13 protein-coding genes and 1 tRNA gene are annotated in these 18,774 nt (G+C 66.1%); 11 read left to right on the top strand and 3 right to left on the bottom strand.

Annotation, left to right across the window (positions count from 1 at the left end; all coding sequences use genetic code 11):
- Window positions 1–36: 36 nt before the first annotated feature.
- Window positions 37–1,089 carry a LacI family DNA-binding transcriptional regulator gene (locus tag C2R25_RS10480; protein ID WP_103729126.1) on the top strand — a complete coding sequence of 351 codons (1,053 nt, stop codon included), beginning with the start codon at window positions 37–39 and terminating at the stop codon, window positions 1,087–1,089.
- Here the strand turns inward: C2R25_RS10480 and C2R25_RS10475 are convergent, their stop codons facing one another.
- Window positions 1,090–2,520: a mannitol dehydrogenase family protein gene (locus C2R25_RS10475; RefSeq protein WP_103729125.1), complete on the bottom strand. Its 1,431-nt coding sequence runs from the start codon at window positions 2,518–2,520 to the stop codon at window positions 1,090–1,092.
- Window positions 2,517–3,974 (bottom strand): glucuronate isomerase, encoded by a 1,458-nt coding sequence (uxaC, locus tag C2R25_RS10470; protein WP_103729124.1) that lies wholly within the window; start codon window positions 3,972–3,974, stop codon window positions 2,517–2,519. Before uxaC ends, C2R25_RS10475 begins: the two co-directional genes overlap by 4 nt.
- A gap of 80 nt (window positions 3,975–4,054) precedes the next feature.
- On the opposite strand from uxaC, the gene C2R25_RS10465 reads away from it, so the two are divergent.
- From C2R25_RS10465 to C2R25_RS10420, 10 genes are all read left to right on the top strand, one after another.
- Window positions 4,055–5,569, top strand: coding sequence for a UxaA family hydrolase (locus C2R25_RS10465; protein WP_103729123.1), 1,515 nt, complete (start codon window positions 4,055–4,057; stop codon window positions 5,567–5,569).
- A 109-nt stretch (window positions 5,570–5,678) separates the two neighbouring features.
- Window positions 5,679–7,307 (top strand): family 43 glycosylhydrolase, encoded by a 1,629-nt coding sequence (locus C2R25_RS10460; protein WP_103729122.1) that lies wholly within the window; start codon window positions 5,679–5,681, stop codon window positions 7,305–7,307.
- A 14-nt stretch (window positions 7,308–7,321) separates the two neighbouring features.
- Window positions 7,322–8,473 carry a fumarylacetoacetate hydrolase family protein gene (locus C2R25_RS10455; RefSeq protein ID WP_103729121.1) on the top strand — a complete coding sequence of 384 codons (1,152 nt, stop codon included), beginning with the start codon at window positions 7,322–7,324 and terminating at the stop codon, window positions 8,471–8,473.
- Window positions 8,474–8,497: 24 nt separating this feature from the next.
- Window positions 8,498–9,289, top strand: a complete 792-nt coding sequence (locus C2R25_RS10450; RefSeq protein WP_103729120.1) for an SDR family NAD(P)-dependent oxidoreductase — start codon at window positions 8,498–8,500, stop codon at window positions 9,287–9,289.
- The gene (locus C2R25_RS10445) at window positions 9,289–10,152 is read left to right on the top strand and encodes an SMP-30/gluconolactonase/LRE family protein (RefSeq protein ID WP_103729119.1); all 864 of its coding nucleotides are present in this window, start codon (window positions 9,289–9,291) and stop codon (window positions 10,150–10,152) included. The genes C2R25_RS10450 and C2R25_RS10445 overlap by 1 nt, the downstream gene beginning before the upstream one ends.
- Before the next feature lie 41 nt (window positions 10,153–10,193).
- Complete coding sequence (locus C2R25_RS10440) at window positions 10,194–11,633, top strand: sugar porter family MFS transporter (protein ID WP_103729118.1); 1,440 nt, start codon at window positions 10,194–10,196, stop codon at window positions 11,631–11,633.
- Window positions 11,630–12,472, top strand: coding sequence for an aldose 1-epimerase (locus tag C2R25_RS10435; RefSeq protein WP_103729117.1), 843 nt, complete (start codon window positions 11,630–11,632; stop codon window positions 12,470–12,472). Before C2R25_RS10440 ends, C2R25_RS10435 begins: the two co-directional genes overlap by 4 nt.
- Before the next feature lie 69 nt (window positions 12,473–12,541).
- Complete coding sequence (locus C2R25_RS10430) at window positions 12,542–13,618, top strand: LacI family DNA-binding transcriptional regulator (protein ID WP_103729116.1); 1,077 nt, start codon at window positions 12,542–12,544, stop codon at window positions 13,616–13,618.
- A 157-nt stretch (window positions 13,619–13,775) separates the two neighbouring features.
- On the top strand, window positions 13,776–17,633 hold the full coding sequence (locus tag C2R25_RS10425; RefSeq protein ID WP_103729115.1) for a LamG-like jellyroll fold domain-containing protein: 3,858 nt from the start codon (window positions 13,776–13,778) through the stop codon (window positions 17,631–17,633).
- Window positions 17,633–18,346, top strand: a complete 714-nt coding sequence (locus C2R25_RS10420) for a LamG domain-containing protein (protein ID WP_103729114.1) — start codon at window positions 17,633–17,635, stop codon at window positions 18,344–18,346. The genes C2R25_RS10425 and C2R25_RS10420 overlap by 1 nt, the downstream gene beginning before the upstream one ends.
- A 236-nt stretch (window positions 18,347–18,582) precedes the next feature.
- Here C2R25_RS10420 and C2R25_RS10415 read toward each other — a convergent pair.
- A tRNA-Gln gene (locus C2R25_RS10415) sits at window positions 18,583–18,656 on the bottom strand.
- Window positions 18,657–18,774: the final 118 nt, after the last annotated feature.

Genomic DNA, 18,774 nt, shown 5'->3' with positions numbered 1-18,774 from the left:
CTTGATCGGGGCGGCGCAGGGCATAGAAGTCTGCCAATGGACGATGCCCCTACAGCCCCGCACGCCGTGAAGCCCCACGGCGGTGACGCCACCATCGAGGATGTCGCTGCGGCAGCAGGCGTTTCGATCCGCACGGTATCGAGGGTGCTCAACAAGTCTTCCAAGGTCAACGCGGAGACGCGCGCGCGGATCGAAGACGCGATCGCGGCGCTGCAGTTCAAGCCCAGTGCGCGGGCGAGGGCGCTGGCGCTGCGGCGTTCCTTTCTGATCGGGCTGATCCACAACGACCGCAATGCGCTGGTGCTTGACGCCATCCAGCGTGGCGTGGCGGCACGAACGGCTGAGAGCGGCTATGAACTGATCGTGCATCCCACCCCGCTCGACCCGCGCGAAGCGGCCCGCGACGTGCTGGCGTTCGTCGATCGCTCGCGGGTCGACGGGCTCGTCGTGCTGCCGCCGGTATCCGGCATATCCGGTCTGGCCGCCGCGCTCGCGGAGGCGCAGGTGCGCGCCGTCGCACTGTCGTCCGTCCCTATTCCGGGCTTTAGCGAAGTTATCATCAGCAAGGAGCGTGCGGCGGGGGCCGACGTGGCCCGTCACCTGCTGGCCCTCGGCCATCGGCGGCTCGGGATCGTCAATGGTCCGGCGCACGTCTCCTCCGCGTCCGAACGGCGCGCCGGCTTCATCGAGGCCGCGCTTGAGGGTGGAGCGGAAGTCCTCGAAGCGCCCGGCGACTACGACTTCGCCTCGGGTGTCGCCGGTGCGGAGCAACTTCTGTCTCAGACCATGCGTCCGACGGGGATCTTCGCCGTCAACGACATCATGGCCGCCGGCGTGCTTAAGGTTGCGGCGATCAGAGGGATCGCGGTTCCAGAGGCGCTTTCGGTGATCGGCTTCGATGGAAGCCTGCTTACCCGCATGCTGACGCCCGCGCTGACGTCGGTGCAGCGCCCCTTCGCAGAAATGGCCGCCGCCGCCGCTACAAGGCTGATCGCGGCCATAGAGGGAACGCAGGTCCCGCCCTTGCCGGAGATGGCGCTCAGGCTCGTACCGGCCGAGTCGACGGGACCAGCCCCGGCCGCAAGCTGATCAGACGCCTGCCGGTGCCCGCTGTCCCGCCTCGAGCGAGGCCAGTCCGGCCGCCACCGCATGTGCGAAACGCGGCTCGCTGCCGAGATCGCCGAAGACCTCGCGCAAGGCCAGAACGCTGCGCCAGTCTCCGGCGCGCGCCAGCAACATCGGGCCGAGCGGGTCAGTGATCGTGCGGCCCTCGTTCGCTGCCCTCACCAGAAAGCGCAGCCATGCCGCGATGGGCAGCGCCAGCCGTTCCACGCTGCGTCCGGCGGCGAGGGCATCGCGCACGGTGTCGAGCAGGCGGTAAGGCAATTTCTGCGAACCGTCCCAGGCAATCTGCGAGAGCAGGTGCCGGATTGCGGGATTGCGAAACCGTGCCAGCACGTCCGAGATGTAGCCGTCGAGATCGAGGCCGGGTGGCGGGGTGACCGATGGCGCGATATCCACGCGCATCAGCCGCTCGACGAAAGCGGCCAGAGTGCTGTCGGCCATGGCTTCGGCCACCGTTTCAAGGCCCATGCCCAGCCCGATATAGGCCAGCGAACTGTGCGCGCCGTTGAGCAGGCGCAGCTTGGCAGTTTCGAACGGACGCACGTCGGATGCGAAGGTGACGCCCGCGACGTCGAGCGCCGGACGCTCGCCGGCGAAGCGGTCTTCGATGACCCACTGGGTGAAGCGTTCGCGCTGGATCGGCCAGGCATCTTCAAGGCCGGTCTCGTGCGCCACGCGCGTGCGCAGGGCCGGGTCGGTGGCGGGAGTGATGGAATCGACCATGGCATTGGGGAAAGCGACGTTGTCGGCGATCCATCGCGCGGTGTCTGGATCGATCTCGCCTGCCAATGCGAGGGCTGCCGCTTCCAGCTTGCGGCCGTTGTCCGTCAAGTTGTCGCAGCACAGCACCGTTACGCCCGGCAACCCGGCGTGGCGGCGGACCTGGAAGCCCCGAACCAGCCAGCCGGTGAACGAGACCGGCGTCCAGTCGTCGGCTCTGGCCGCCTCGAGGTCCGTCGCGATGGCCGGGTTCGCAAGATCCAGAGCGCCGTCGGCGTTCAGACAGTATCCTTTCTCCGTCACGGTGGAGGAGATCACACGGGTATCATGATGCGCCAGTGCCGTGAGGATCGCCTCCGGATCATCCCGGGTCAGTACCCGTCCGATCGACCCGATGACACGGTAGCTCGTCTCCAGATCGAGCAGCGCCAGCGTGTAGAGCCCGTCCTGTGGGTTCAGGGCGTCGGCCACTCCGCGCGAATTGAGGCTGATGCCGGTCAGCCCCCAGCGCGGATCGTGCGCCAGCAGGGTGTCGAACGCAGCCGCCTGATGAGCGCGATGGAAGGCGCCGGGGCCGAAATGAACGACGCCCTTCGTGACGGTTGAGCGGTCATACCGTGGCGCTGCGATGCCTTCGGGCAGAGCGGTCAGAGCTGCCTGGGAGAGCCGGGTCATGCCGGTTCCGCAACGCGCACCGGCGCTTCCAGGCCGTACGCCTTGCGCACCAGTCCGACGGTCAGCTCCTGTGCAAGCTCCGCGGCTTCCCAGTCCTGCAACCGGTGTTCGGCAACCAGGCGGGCGAGGAATCCGCAGTCGATCCGCCGCGCGACGTCATGGCGCGCCGGAATCGAGAGGAAGGCGCGCGTGTCATCATTGAAGCCCACGGTGTTGTAGAACCCCGCTGTCTCGGTTGTCATCTCCCGGAAGCGGCGCATGCCTTCGGGGCTATCGTGGAACCACCACGCCGGGCCGAGCTTCAGGCACGGATAATGCCCGGCGAGCGGCGCCAGTTCGCGGGCATACGTCGTCTCGTCCAGTGTGAAGAGGATGACTTTCAGGTCCGGTTCGTTGCCCAGCAGGTCCAGCATGGGGCGCAGCGCCTCGACGTACTCGGTCGCGCGGGGGATGTCCGCGCCCTTGTCCCGCCCATGGCTGGCGAAGAGGCGGGCGTTGTGGTTGCGGGTGGCGCCCGGGTGGATCTGCATCGTCATGCCGTCCTCCACGCTCATCCGCGCCATTTCCGTGAGCATCTGCGCGCGGAACAGTTCGGCCTCCTCGGCGCTCGGCCCCGTCTGCCCGTGGGCCCCGCGCATCACCTTTGCAAACAGCGCTTCGCACTCCGCCGTCGAGAGATTGGCGGTGCGTGCCGTGAGGAATCCGTGGTCGGTCGCCGTCGCCCCCATGGCGCGGAAGTCGGCCCGGCGCTTGCGGTGGGCGGCCAGGTAGCCGGACCATGTCTCGACATTCTCGCCCGAAAGCTCGGCGAAGCGGGCAATGTCGCGTGCGAAGCTGTCATGCTCTGGGTCGATCACCGAGTCGGGCCGGTACGTGGTGACGACCTTGCCCTTCCAGCCCGAGGCCCGGATTGCCTTGTGGTGCTTCAGATCGTCGCCAGCGCCCTCCGTGGTGGCGAGCAGTTCGATGTCGAACCGTTCGAACAGGGCGCGGGGGCGAAACGCGGGAGAGGCGAGCGCCTCGCCGATGGTATCGTAATAGTGGTCTGCCGTGTCCGCATCCAGCGCGACGTCGATGCCGAAGACTTCGCTGAAGACATGCGGCAGCCACATGCTCGACGGCGTGCCGCGGAACAGGTGCCAGTGGCTGGCGAACACGCGCCACGCCTCACGCGGGTCGGTTTGCGGCACGACGCCACCCTTACGGGGGACCGCCAGCGCGTCGAGGTCCACGCCTTGCGAATAGAGCATGCGGAACAGGTAATGGTCAGGCGCCAGCAGCAGCTCGGTCGCGTTGGTCCAGGCCGCATCGGTGGCGAACCACTCCGGGTCTGTGTGGCCATGCGGGCTGATGATCGGCAGTCCGGCCACCTGCGCGTAAAGCTCCCGGGCGATCGCGCGAGTGGTCGGGTCTGCGGGGAGCAGGCGGTCGGGGTGCAACGACAGGTTGGGCATCAGGATACTCCCGGGCGTCAGTGGCTTTGACAGCCGATTACCGAGTTGTGCCAGCGCTGGCAATGCGATATTGGCGGGGCATGGTCGATACTCTTGCTTCCCCTGTGTCCGTAATGAAGATTGGCGCTGAAGACGACGTCGCCGTTGCTCTTCAACCGCTGGAGGCGGGGGTGGACGTGAAGGTGGACGGTGAGGCGATCCGGCTGCGCGAGGCGATCCCGGCAGGCCACAAGTTCGCTGTCGCCCCGATCGCTGCAGGGGCTCCGGTGCGCCGCTATCGCGCTCCCATCGGCCTTGCCACGTGCGACATCGCGGTGGGCGAGCATGTGCACACCCACAACGTCCGGACCGCGCTTTCCGGCGAACAGGTCTATGCCTTCACCGGCTCTCCTCCGCGTGTTGAAGCCACTGCCTCGTCGCGCACCTTCCGGGGGTATGTTCGCGCCGATGGCAGCGTGGGCACGCGCAACGAACTCTGGATCTTGCCGACAGTCGGCTGCGTCGGCCGTCTTGGTGAAAGGCTCGCGGCCAGAGCCAATCTGAAGCAGGCGCCGGGCGTCGATGGTGTCCATGCCTTCAACCATCCCTTCGGCTGTTCGCAGCTGGGAGCGGATCTGGAAGGTACGGCGGCGGTGATCGCCTCGCTGGCGCTCAACCCGAACGCAGGCGGCGTGCTGCTGCTGGGGCTGGGCTGCGAATCGAACCAGCTGGAGCAGTTGCTGCAGCGCATCCCCGAGGATCGGCGGGAGCGTCTGCGCGTGCTGCGCGCCCAATCGGCCGGTGACGAATTCGCTGCCGGAGAAGCGCTGGTGGAGGAACTGATCGGGCTCATGGCGGCGGACAAGCGCACCGAAGTGCCGCTGTCGAAGCTGCGGCTGGGTGTGAAATGCGGCGGGTCGGATGCGATGAGCGGTCTCACCGCGAACCCGCTCATCGGGCTGATGGCGGATGCGGTGACTCAGGCGGGCGGCGCTGCCATCCTGACCGAAATTCCCGAGATCTTCGGCGCGGAGAACCTGCTGCTGGAACGCGCCACCAGCGAAACCGTGTTCGAACGGCTTTCCGAGCTGGTGAATGGGTTCAAGCGCTACTTCATCGAGCACGGCGAACCGGTTTCGGAAAATCCCAGCCCCGGCAATATCGCGGGCGGCATCACCACACTGGAGGAGAAGTCGCTGGGAGCGGTGCAGAAAGGTGGCCTTGCCCCGGTGCAGGACGTCATCGCCTATGGCGAGCGCATCTGTGCAAGGAGGGCGCCGGGTGGCCTGACAGTGCTGGAGGCGCCTGGAAACGATGCCGTTTCCACTACGGCGCTGGCAGCGGCAGGGGCTACGATCACCCTGTTCTCGACCGGGCGGGGCACTCCCCTGGGCAGCCCCGTGCCGACGGTGAAGATCGCGTCCAATCATGCGTTGGCCGAGCGCAAGGCCGGTTGGATCGATTTCGACGGCGGGCAAGTGCTTGAACTGGGCATGGCAGGCGCGGCGGAAGCGTTGCTGACCCGCATCCTTGCCATCGCCAGCGGCGAACCCGCCCGCAACGAAAGCAACGACGAGCGCGCCATCGGCATCTGGAAGCGTGGTGTCACGCTCTGAGAGCTGAAGGCCCGCATTAGTGCTCAGGAAAATGTTTCATCCCGAATTCGCGTTGACACCAAAGCCAGGAATAATAGCGCTAGCATAAATAGCGAAAAGGGAGAGAGGCATGAAGTTCGACCGGCGGGAAGCGTTGACGGCGGGCATAGGGGCACTGTCGCTGGCCAGCGTCCAGACCTCGCGCGCCGCGGCGAAAGACGAGTGCCCGGCTACCGCTTCAACGGCCGGGGTAAGCGGACCTGTACCCCCCTATCGACGCGGGTTCGACAACCAGCGCATCGCGGATCTGGGTGACGGCCGTTACCTCAACCCGCTGATGGCCGGCGACCATCCCGATCCCACCATCGTGAAGGACGGGAAGGACTACTACATGACCTTCTCGACCTTCGATTCCTATCCGGGTCTGGTGGTCTGGCACTCGCGCGACCTGATCAACTGGCGGCCGCTCACGGCGGCGCTGCAGAAGAACCTTGGATCGGTCTGGGCGCCGGACATCAGCAAGCACGCCGGGCGCTTCTTCATCTATTTCACGGTCAAGGCCTCACCGAACGCGCAGTACGTGGTGTGGGCCGATAAGGCGGAAGGGCCGTGGAGCGAGCCGGTCAGCCTCGGTTTGCCCAATCACATCGATCCGGGCCACGCCGTGGGCGAGGATGGCTCGCGCTGGCTGTTCCTTTCAGGGGGGGACCGCATCCGCCTTGCCCAGGACGGCCTTTCCACCGTGGGCGAGGTGGAGCATGTCTACGATCCATGGCGTTATCCCGACGATTGGGAAGTGGAGGGGTTCTCTCCCGAAGGTCCCAAGATCGTGCGCCGCGGCGAATATTTCTACCTCGTGACCGCGGTGGGTGGCACCGCCGGTCCACCGACGGGTCACATGGTGATCGCCGCACGATCCCGGTCGATCCACGGTCCCTGGGAGAACTGCCCGCACAATCCCATCGTGCGGACCACCGACATATCGCAAGCCTGGTGGTCGCGCGGGCACGCGACTGTTTTCGAGGGGCCGGCGGGGGACTGGTGGTCGGTCTACCACGGGTTCGAGAAGGACTTCTGGACGCTGGGCCGCCAGACCCTGCTCGATCCGGTGACCTGGACGGCCGACGGCTGGTTCCGCATGGACGGCGGCGATCTTTCGCGACCGCTGGCCGCACCCAAGGGGGGCAGCAAGGCCGGACCCCACGGCATGCCGCTTTCCGATGACTTCTCGACGCTGGAGATCGGGCGGCGCTGGAATTTCTTCAAGCCCGCGCCGGACGAAGCGAAGCGCCTCCGGGTGGCGGACAAGCGCCTGCATCTCACGGCCAGCGGCACCGCGCCCGCCAATTCCTCGCCGCTGCTGCTGATTGCGGGTGATACCGCTTACGAGTTCCAGTGCGAGATCGAGATCGATCCCGGCGTCACGGCCGGACTGCTGCTGTTCTACGATCATCAGCTCTATTGCGGTCTGGGCTTCGACGGGCAGAAGTTCGTGACACACCAGTATGGCTTGGAGCGTGGGCGGCCGGCCAATCCGCACGGTAGCCGTATGCTGATGCGCGTGCGCAATGACCGCCACATCGTCTCGTTCCACACCAGCGGCGATGGCGGGAAGACCTGGAAGCGCTTCGACCGGGGCATGGAGACATCCGGCTATCACCACAATGTCCGTGGCGGCTTCCTCATGCTGCGGCCCGGCCTCTATGCTGCGGGGAAGGGGGCTGCCCGGTTCCGCGATTTCAAGTTCCGCGCCCTCTGAAGGAGCCTCACGACATGGCCGACGTTCTATCGATGCTCCCTTCGGACTGGCGTGAAGGCCTGTTCCTCGGCCGGCTTGACCTGGGGGAAGGCCCCACCCCGGTCCTGCTGGAAGGCGGCTTCGTCCACGACATGTCCGGCGTTGCACCCACCGTTTCCGACCTCGTCGCTATGGGCGCCTTCGATCCGGCGCGTGGCAAGGCGGTGGGGCCGGTGGAGGAGGTGCTGGCGATGGCCACGCTGCTCAGTCCGATCGACCTGCAATGCGTCAAGGCGGCGGGCGTCACGTTCGCCGTCTCCGCGCTGGAGCGCGTGATCGAAGAGCGCGCGCGCGGGGACGCGGAAAAGGCGCAAGCGGTGCGCAGCGGGCTGGAGGCGCGCATCGGGGGGTCCATCCGCGCCGTCGTGCCGGGCAGTCCGGAGGCCGCGGCGCTCAAGGCGGCTCTGATTGAGGACGGGATGTGGTCGCAGTATCTGGAAGTGGCGATCGGGCCGGATGCCGAGATCTTCACCAAGGCGCCGGTGCTTTCCACGGTCGGATCGGGCGCCGAGATCGGCGTGCGGTCGGATTCCGGCTGGAATAACCCGGAGCCTGAAGTGGTCATCCTTGCCGATGCGGGGGGCACGGCGATAGGCGCAACGCTGGGCAACGATGTCAATCTTCGCGACTTCGAGGGGCGCTCGGCGCTGTTGCTGGGCAAGGCCAAGGACAACAACGCCAGCTGCTCGATCGGCCCGTTCGTGCGCCTTTTCGACGCGGCTTTCGGCGTCGACGACATCGAGACTGCGCAGGTTCTGCTGCGGATCGATGGCACCGACGGCTTCACGCTGGAAGGCGAAAGCCGTATGTCGCAGATCAGCCGCCCACCGCTTGAGCTGTTGCGCCAGTGCTTCTCCGAACATCAGTATCCCGACGGCGTGGTGCTGTTCCTGGGAACGCTGTTCGCGCCCACGCAGGACCGCGATGCATCCGGGCGCGGCTTCACGCACAAGGTGGGGGATGTGGTGACCATCTCGAGTGCACGGCTGGGCAGGCTGGTCAACACCGTGACCACATCGCGTGATGCACCCGCCTGGGAAACCGGCATCTCCGCTCTCTACCGCAACCTGGCTTTGCGCGGGCTGACGGTGGCAGGCCACGCCACCCGCTCCGATGCGCTGGCCTGACTCATCCAGACCCGAAGGACGATCATGCTGACCACCGCCTCCCCCCGGCCCGAAACGCCTACGGCGCGTTATCCATCGCTTGCGGGCAAGGGGGTATTCGTCTCGGGCGGTGGCTCCGGCATCGGTGCGGCCCTTGTGGAGGCTTTCGCGCGGCAGGGAGCGAAAGTCTTCTTCGTCGACATCGCAGCCGAACCCTCGCACGCGCTGGTGGAGCATCTGGCCGATACGGTCGAGTTTGCCCCGCGCTTCGTTGCGGGCGATCTGCGCGATCTGGCCTTCGTGAAGGCGCAGGTGGCTGCGGCGCATGACCAGCTGGGCGGTCTTCACGTGCTTGTGAACAACGCCGCCAACGATGATCGCCATGCACTGGAAGACGTGACGGCCGAATACTGGGACGACCGCATGGCGGTGAACCTGCGGCACCTGTTCTTTGCCGCGCAGGCTGCCGTGCCTCTGATGGAAGCGGCAGGCGGCGGCGTGATCCTGAACTTCGGTTCGATCAGCTGGCACCTCGCGCTCGATCAGCTCTCGCTCTACCAGACGGCCAAGGCCGGTATCGAGGGCATGACCCGGGCGATGGCCCGGGAACTGGGTGAGCGCAACATCCGTGTCTGTGCGATCGTTCCGGGGAATGTCCAGACCCCGCGGCAGGAAAGATGGTACACGCCCGAAGGCGAGCGCGAGATCCTTGACGCCCAGTGCCTCAAGGCGCGGGTGCAGCCTGCTGATGTAGCAGCCCTTGCGCTGTTTCTCGCCTCCGACGATGCGCGCATGTGTACCGGGCACGAGTATTTCGTCGATGCGGGCTGGCGCTGATGATGATTCCCGAAGTCGCCGTGAAGGTCGGCGCTGCGCTGGGCGAGGGGCCGGTCTGGGACGCCGCGCGCGAATGCCTGTGGTTCGTCGATATCAAGGGCCATCGTTTGCATCGCTTCGATCCGAAGACGGGCGCGCTGGAGAGTACGGCCGCTCCCGAGGAACCGGGCTGGGTTGTCCCGCTGCGTGACGGCGCGCTGCTGGTCGGCGCGAAGGCGGGCGTGCACCGCCATGCCCGCGGCGCCTTCACGCTGCTTCATGCCGTGGAGCAGGACCTGCCGGGCAACCGCCTGAACGACGCCGCCGTCCACCCGGACGGTTCGGTCTGGCTGGGCACCATGGACAATGCCGAGGACGCGCCAAGCGGCGGCTACTATCGCCTCCATGCGGGCGTCTGCACGGCACTCTCGCCCAAGCCGATGGTCATCACCAACGGTCCGGCCTTCTCGCCCGACGGGCGGACCGTCTACTTGGTCGACACGCTGGAGCGAACGATCCTGTCTGCGCCGGTGGATGCCGAGGGTCACCCCGGCGTGACGCGGATCTTCGCGCGTGTGCCTCCTGGCATGGGTTACCCCGACGGCCCGGCCGTGGACAGCGCGGGTACTGTGTGGGTCGGGCTGTTCGGGGGCTGGGGCGTGGTGCGTTTCGCGCCGGATGGGACGATGCTCGGCAAGGTGGAATTCCCGGTCGCCAATGTGACCAAGATCGCATTTGGCGGTGCCGACCTCACCACCGTCTACGCCACTACCGCGCGCAAGGGCCTGTCGCAAGGCGAACTGGCGGCGCAGCCCGCCGCCGGGGACCTGTTCACATTCACGGTTAAGGTGCCGGGGCTCGCGCCCGAATATCCTTCGGTCTAGAACGACCGGCACGAGCAAGACAACGGGAAGAGGATCAGCGGATGGCGTCGGTGGATATCGGCAGGACGGATGGGGGGCTCGCGCCCGAAGGCAGGGTCAACATGGCCTTCGTCGCCATGATCGTTGCGGTCGCGACGATCGGTGGCTTCATGTTCGGCTATGACAGCGGGGTGATCAACGGCACGCAGGACGGGCTGGAAAGCGCCTTCGACTTGTCCGACCTCGGGACCGGCCTCAACGTCGGGGCAATCCTGCTGGGCTGCGCCGTCGGCGCCTTCGTGGCGGGGCGGCTGGCCGACGTCTGGGGCCGGCGCAGCGTCATGATGATCGGCGCGGCGCTGTTCGTGGTCAGCGCCCTGGGCGCCGGGGCTGCGACAAGTTCCGCGCTGTTCATCATCGCCCGCTTCATCGGCGGCGTGGGCGTGGGCGCGGCCAGCGTGCTGGCACCGGTCTATATCAGCGAAGTGACGCCCGCCTCGATCCGCGGGCGGCTGTCCAGTCTGCAGCAGATCATGATCATCACTGGCCTGACGGGCGCTTTCGTGGCCAACTGGGCGCTGGCAAGGAACGCCGGTTCCAGCACCGATCCGCTGTGGCTGGACCTTCCGGCATGGCGCTGGATGTTCTGGATGCAGGTGATCCCCGCCGTGATCTACCTGGGAGCGCTGTTCATGATTCCGGAGAGCCCGCGCTATCTCGTCGCGCGCGGCCGTGAAGCCGAGGCTTACGCCGTCCTGAAGCGCATCTTCGGAAGTGCTACCGCGACCGGCATGGTCGCCGACATTCGCGCGAGCCTTGCTGCGGATAACCACCGCCCCAGCTTCGCCGATTTGAAGGATCCTGCCACCGGTCGCCTGCGCCGGCTGGTCTGGGCGGGTATCGGTATCGCCATCTTCCAGCAACTGGTCGGCATCAACATCGTGTTCTACTATGGCGCCGTGCTGTGGCAGTCGGTCGGCTTTTCCGAAAGCGACGCGCTGCTGATCAACATCCTGTCCGGTTCGCTTTCGATCCTGGCCTGTCTCGTGACGGTGCTGCTCATCGACAGGCTGGGACGCAAGCCGCTGCTGCTCGCCGGCTCGGCAGGCATGGCGGTCACGCTCGGCACGATGGCGGTCTGCTTTGCCAGTGGCACCTTCGTGGACGGTCACCTGACGCTGTCCGACCAGACCGGCCTTGTCGCGCTGATCGCCGCGAATGCCTACGTCGTGTTCTTCAATCTGAGCTGGGGCCCGGTCATGTGGGTGATGCTGGGCGAGATGTTCCCCAACCAGATCCGCGGTTCGGCCCTGGCCGTCTCGGGCTTTGCGCAGTGGATCGCCAACTTCGGCATCTCGGTCAGCTTCCCGGCGATGGCATCGGGGCTGGGCCTTCCACTCACTTACGGGTTCTACGCGATGAGCGCGCTTCTCTCGTTCTTCTTCGTGCGCGCCATGGTCACTGAAACGCGCGGCCGGACGCTGGAGGAGATGGCGGGTTGATCCACCTGCGCGCCGGCAGCAGCGAAGCGATGCTGCTGCCTCATCTGGGCGGCGCGATCGGCAGCTTTTCGGTGGCCGGGCGCGCCGTTCTTCGGCCGACAGCATCCGCTGCGGCGCATCCGCTGGACAGCGCGTCATTTCCGCTGGTGCCCTATTGCAACCGTATAGCCAGGGGCCGGTTCACTTTCGACGGCGAGGACCACGCCCTGCCGCGGAATGTTCCCGAGTTCGCGCATCCGCTGCATGGCCTTGGCTGGCTGAAGACGTGGACCGTCGACCGTCAGACCGTAGACAGCGCCCTGCTTTCCTGCACGCACGAAGCGGATGCCGACTGGCCATGGGACTGGTCCGCCACCCAGCACTTTATGCTGGAGGACGGCGCGCTGCGCGTCACGCTCGATGCCGTCAACCGCTCGTCCAGGCCGATGCCCTGCGGACTTGGCCATCATCCCTATCTCGTGCGAAGGCCGGGTGCGGTGCTGGCGTTCACGGCAAAGGGTGTTTGGCGCAACGACGCGGATGATCTGCCGGTCGAGGCGATGCCCGCTGATAGCTTCGGCGATTTCGCAAAGGGTGCGGAGCCGCAAGGCGCCGGCATGATCGACAACTGCTGGCACGGCTGGGACGGTACGGCGACTTGGGATAAGACAATCATCGTGTCATCGCCAGAAGCGCGCTACCTGCATGTCTTCGCGCCGCCCGGTAAGGACTTCATCTGCCTGGAGCCGACCAGCCAGATGCCCGATGCCGTGAACCGGCCGCCTTTTGCCGCGGCAGGCGGCAGGGTCCTGTCAGCGGGTGCGACGCAGCGCCTTGCCATGGAGATCCGCGTCCGCTGATGGGGGTGGATTTGCAAGCGGGTCTCCCGCAGGATAGCACCGCCGGCTCCATCCGGGAGAGGATCGCGCATGGTTGACGAAATCGAGGGCCTGCCCGTGCGCGCGCGTTCTTCCCGCCGTTCGCGGGCCGGGCCGACGATATCGGACGTCGCGCGCGAGGCCGGGGTCTCGCTGATGACCGTATCGCGCGTGATGAACGGCAAGACCAATGTGCGGGAGGAAACCCGCGAACGGGTGCAATCCGCGATCAAGGCCTTGAACTATTCGCCGAGCATGGCAGCCCGCAATCTCGCCGCCGCCAGCGAGATCCGCATTGGCCTGCTCTACAGCAACCCGAGCGCAGGATACCTGAACGAGTTTCTTGTCGGCAGCCTGGACCAGGCCAGCCGCGCGAACGTGCAACTGGTGGTGCAACTCTGCGAGAGGCCGGAAGAGCGGGCCGCCATCGTGCAGCGGTTGGTCGAAGGCGGGGTGGACGGTGTGATCCTGCCGCCGCCGCTCTGCGACGCCGATGCGATCCACCGCTTCCTGCAGGAAGCCGAGATTCCCGCGGTCGTGGTCGCCTCGGGCCGTCCGCCGGCTGGTTTGTCCTCCGTCAGCATCGACGACCGCGCCGCGGCAGCGGCCATGACACGCCACCTGACAGAGCTGGGGCACCGGCGCATCGGCTTCATCTCCGGCGCTCCGGACCAGACAGCGTCGGCGCTGCGCCTGCAAGGCTATGGCGATGCCTTAAGCGAAGAACAGCTCGCCTCCGAACCTGAACTGGTGGTGCAGGGGCTCTTCACCTACCGATCGGGGCTTGAGGCAGCGCAACGGCTGCTGGCCCTCGTGCCTCCCCCAACTGCCATCTTCGCCAGCAATGACGACATGGCGGCAGCGGCGGTAGCGGTCGCGCATCGGCTGGGGCTTGATGTGCCGGGCGATCTAAGCGTGGTCGGTTTCGACGATGCGCCCCAGGCGACGACGACCTGGCCGGAGCTGACGACCATACGCCAGCCCATCGCCGACATGTCCCGCGCGGCGGTGCAACTCTTGGTGGACGACATCCGGACGGTTCGTGACGGCCGCAGTCCGTCGCCGCGTCATACCCGAATGGGGTTTGAACTGGTTCTGCGCCAGTCTGACGCCGCTCCCCCCGCCTGACGCCCTCCTCTCTGCCACCAGGGGCCGATCATTCGGGAGGAATTATCCGGGAAAAACATCGAGCATCGGCTATTGACACCGGTATCATCAGGGCCGGATACCAAGCGTATAACTTGTTGGGGCACGCCTGATGCCCAGCCCGGGAAGAGGATCGACTATGTGGCAGCGTGATCGGCGCATTACCCGCTATCTGAAGACATCGCTGATTGCCCTGGTTGCCGCGGGCATCTGCGGTTCGGCTTCAACGGCCGATGCCGAGGAGGCGAGCGGGCTTCTTTTTCACGCGCCGCTCGACACCGGTTTCGACGCCAGCATCGCCGGCGGAGAGGCGCGCCCCAATTTCAGGAGCGACGTGTCGGTCGTGAGCGACGGCGCCATCGGCGGGGCGGGGCGCTGGAGTGACGGGGGCTACGTTGCGTGGCAGGCACCGGGCAACATCTATGCGCAGCGGGGCACCTTGTCGTTCTTCTGGCGCAGCCATACGCCGGTGGGAGAGGCCCCCTTCGTGATCTTCCGCGCCAGCGCAGGGGATCATTCCAGTTGGGACATGGCGTTCCTGCGGATCGACTGGAACGGCAGCGGCTTCGATGCCTTCGTCACCGATGCCAACCTCTCGCGCGTGCGCGTCAGCTGGACATTGCCTACGACCGGTTCTGCCGAAAAGCTGTCTCCGGACGCGTGGCATCATATCGCCTTCGCCTGGGATGAGAACGCCGGGGTGAAGCTGTTCTGGGACGGCCGGGAAGTCGCCGCGAAGGCGCAGGCGGCCGACCTCGACATGGCGCTGGACCAGTTCGGTCTGGCCGGCCGCGTCATCGCCCCGCATCAGGTGCAGAGCCGCTACAATTTCATGCGCGGGTCCGATCTCGACGACGTACGCGTCTACGATCACATGCTCGACGGCGCGCAAGTGGCGCAGCTGGCGAACCGCCAGGACGTGAAGCCTGTTGCGTCCAGGCCCGACCTGCGAAAGGCTTGGCTGCACCGCTTCGGCTGGGACACGCAGAGCCCGCCGGTGCTGAGCGATCCTGTCACCACCGTACGCAAGATCGAGTTTGCCGACGCCAAGGATCTCAAGCAATGGATGTGGAAAGGGGTGGACGGCATCGCCGAGACGACCTGGCCCGGCGTCTATAACCGATCGGGCCTGCCGGGGCGGAACGACTATTTCGAGCTTCCCGACTGGAACGTCTATGTCGATGGCGGCAAGGCCTACGAGCTGACCCTGCCCCAGAATGCCAGCTTCAACCGCGTCGAAATCCGCGGCGCGGCCTATGGCGAGCTGGAATGGTCGGCGGATGGCAGGTCAGCCTGGCAGAAGCTGGCGACGCGCCCGCGCGGCGTGGTGCGTTCGCTGACTGACGTACCCACACGGAAGGGCGGGACGCTGCGCTTCACCAACGTGATGCAGGAACAGCCGATCCAGGAGATCTGGGCCTACGGCATCCACGCCGGCGACGTTCCCAGGGGCACGTTCCAGTTGAGCTACACCGTACGCACCGATGCCGCAGCGGATCTGGGAGCGCTGGAGGCGCTCAACGCCCATATCGCCGGGCGCTATCCCGCGCATGAACGCGCGACCGTCGTGGCGCTGCCGACGAGCGGGGTGAAGGCGGCCGTCGGCGCAGGCAGCGCGGCCGGGTCCGGCACCGCGCAGCCCTCGGCAGGGGCTCTGCCGATCGTGCATGTCCTGATCCCCTCCAACTTCGGCGATGCGCCTGCGGACCGTCCGCTCGCGCGGGCGTGGAACTACGGCTGGGAGAACGTCCACGACGGTCTGGACGGCATCGCCATCGTCCTGCCGCCGATCGACGCGGAACCCGATGCGAAGGGCGTGATCCCTCTCGACATCCGCGTGAAGGATCCGATCTGGCCTGACCGTGATCTGATCGACGTGCAGGTTTCGGTCCGCCCCGGGCAGCCGCGCACCCTCTGGCTGGACCTGCGCGACCGCATTCTGACCGCCGATAGTCTATACCTCACGATCGCCTCGGCCGCTCCGGATTTCGGCACGAAGTCGCTGGACGGAATGACCGTGCAGATGATCTTCAAGGATCGGGAGGCGGCCAAGGTGGAGCACGTCGCCGATCGTTTCAATCAGGTGAAGGACAATTGGGCGTTCCTCGTCGAGGAACACACCGCATCCAAGCGGGCGGCGCTCTACCGCCGGCTCTACGGGGACATCACGGACCTGCTGCGCGTCGATCCCGGCAATCTGGAAGCCCGCCGCTACTGGGCCGACATCGGTTATTCCGAAGCGCAGCTGCCGCCTTTCGTCCAGCCCGAGCCGCCGGCCGGAATGCCGCTCTGGGCCTTCCGCCAGCTGGAAGACCTGAAGCTGACGCGCCAGTTCGTGAACTGGTGGATCGACAAGAGGCAGGTGCCCTACGGCGACTTCGGCGGCGGCATTTCCGACGATACCGACCTGACGCAGCAGTGGCCGGGGCTGGCGTTGATGGGCGTCGATCCGGACAAGATCAACGCTTCGCTGCGGGCGCTTTCGGACGCCGTCTACAAGAATGGAATGATCGTCGACGGCCTCAGCGCCATCACTACCGACGAACTGCACGTCTACGAGGAAGGCATCAATTCGGACGCCGAGCGACTCTACCTCAATTGGGGGGAGCCCAAGGCGGTCGAACGGATGATGGCCACTGTAAAGGCGCTCGGCCGCGTGATCCGCACGAACCCGGCGGGCCACATGCACATCTCGTCCAGCTGGTACGGTGGGCGCAGGATCTATATGGATGACCCCTGGGCCTGGCAGAAGCCCTATGGCTTCGTCGTCATGCACACGCCTGTGCTATTAGGCACCTACAACGCCGATCCCACCGCGCGCGGGCTGGTCACCGGGCTGATGGACGGGCTGCTCGCGCATGGCAAGCAGGGGGCGGACGGGCTCTGGACATTCCCCAACGACATCAGCTTCCTGCATGATACCGAACGCCCCGGCGACGGCGGCGGCGCCTCGCTTCCGATGCAGTCGGCCTGGGCGGCGTGGCGCTTCACAGGTGACGACAAGTACCTGCGCCCGATTCTCGGCCGCGTCGGCAAGGACAACTTCGGCGCCCTGACGGAGATTAACGAAAACGCGCTGACCCTTCTGGGAAAGCGCGACTTCGCGAGCGACGTCATGCTGCGCCGCGCGCGCAGCGGTGACGACTTCGCCCGGTTCGAAGCCTGGAACACAACCGGTGACAAGGCGTGGCTGGAGGCGCTCAACGCCCATGGCATCTCCGACAAGGCGCAGCACATGTACATGTACACCGAAGGCCACTGGTGGAGCGACCGTGTCGATGCACCCAACGAATATCTGCAGCGCGAACGGCTGGGTGGCATCGCTCTCAAGCGGAACCAGACTTATCCGGGCAATGCGGTGAGCTGGCGTTTTGCCGATCCGGAAAGCGCCGTGAAGGTTGCGATTCTCGTGCGTGATGCGACGCCCGAGCAGTTCACCGTCATAGGCTACAACACCACCGCCCGCGAACAGCATGCGGAGATGGGCACCTGGAATGTCGTGGCCGGGACCTGGGAGATGACGCAGGGCCTTGCCCCTGATGGCGGCGATGTCGCGCAGGGAGACGTGACCCACCGTGAGATTGAGCTGGAGCGCAGCGGCTCCCTGCCGGTCTCTTTCGCGCCGGGCACCACCACGGTCATGACCTTCCGCCTGAAGGAGAAGGCGGCCGTCCAGCCCGAGCACCGCCCGGACCTCGGCATCGGCACGGACGACGTCGTGCGCAAGGGCAACCGGGTGACGGTGACCGTCCACAGCCTCGGTTCGGTGGCGGCGCCTGCGGGCACGGTGACGCTTGAGACGCCCGAGGGCAGGGCGCTTGCCACTGCTGCGGTGCCTGCGCTTGAGGCGCCGACGGACCTGGCGCCCAAAACGGCGCGGATCGCTCTTGCCGTTCCGGCCGGTGCGCCGGAAACCCTGCATGTCCGGGTCACTTCCGGCGTGGCGGAGGTCACGCGCCGGAACGATGTCGTCGTGCTGGGCAGGGAGAACCACTGATGCATCGCATACCGGGCATGTGCGTGCTGGCGCTGGCAGCCCTTCCTGCTTCCGTGCAGGCAAAACAGGAGACGTGGAATTTCGACCGCCTCGACCGGATTGGAGGGATATCCACTCAGGTCATCGGCTCACCGGTGGTCGAGGATGGCGCCATCGCCTTCGATGGGGTGGACGACGCCCTTTATCTTCCCCGTCATCCTCTCGCCGGGGCGCGCCAGTTCACCGTGGAGGCGGTGTTCCGGCCCGACGGCGGTGCATTCGAACAGCGTTGGCTACATCTCGCCTCCGACGATCCGGCAAACCAGACCCGGTTGCTGTTCGAGATCCGTGTGACCGGCCAGTCCTGGTATCTGGACAGCTTCATCAAGGGGAAGGGCTATTCGCAGGTCCTGATCGACCCGGAGAAGCTGCATCCCATCGGCCGCTGGTACCACGTTGCGCAGACTTTCGACGGCACGATGTACCGCAGCTATGTCAACGGGGTGCTGGAGAGTGAGGCGAAGGTCTCAGGCTTCACGCCGCAGGGGCCGGGCAATACCTCCGTGGGAGTCCGCTACAACCGCGTCAACTTCTTCCGCGGTGCCGTGTGCAAGGTTCGCTTCACCGACCGCGCTCTGGCGCCAGCGAAATTCGTCGGAGCTTCCAGGATGCTGAGCGAGAAAACGCCCTTGTCTCCTTCGTGCGGAGCGCGAAAGTCCGGTGACCGCCGATAAGTGCAAGATCCGCCGAATTCGCGGCCCCGCCAGATGCCTGATGCGGACGCGCGAATCGCGCCTACACCATCGCCGTTTTTCATCACGGCTGCAGAAAGCTCTGCGCACCTGTGTGAAAGGCAAAGTATCCCGTGGAGCTGGGCTTGGCTGAGACGGGGTAAGACGCAAATGCCAGAAGAACCAACGCCTACGCAGGGGCGCGCTGCGCTTGGTTGAGATCGGCTGATATGGGAGATTGGATGCCCCGCGAGGATTCGAACCTCGATAGACGGAATCAGAATCCGTAGTCTTACCATTAGACGACGGGGCAACCGGAGGGCGCCCTGTAGTAGGGCGATTGATTCGGGTCAAGCTCCTTGTTTCATAGAAAAGTGCAGCCCTTGCCGGTTGGGCCGCAGGTCGTTAGCATCGTGCTCAGGTGCCCGCCC

This window comes from Novosphingobium sp. HII-3 (assembly GCF_002916655.1).
Taxonomy (GTDB): domain Bacteria; phylum Pseudomonadota; class Alphaproteobacteria; order Sphingomonadales; family Sphingomonadaceae; genus Novosphingobium; species Novosphingobium panipatense.
Note: the sequence above shows the minus strand (reverse complement) of the source record. Positions and strands in the feature narration are given on the sequence as shown.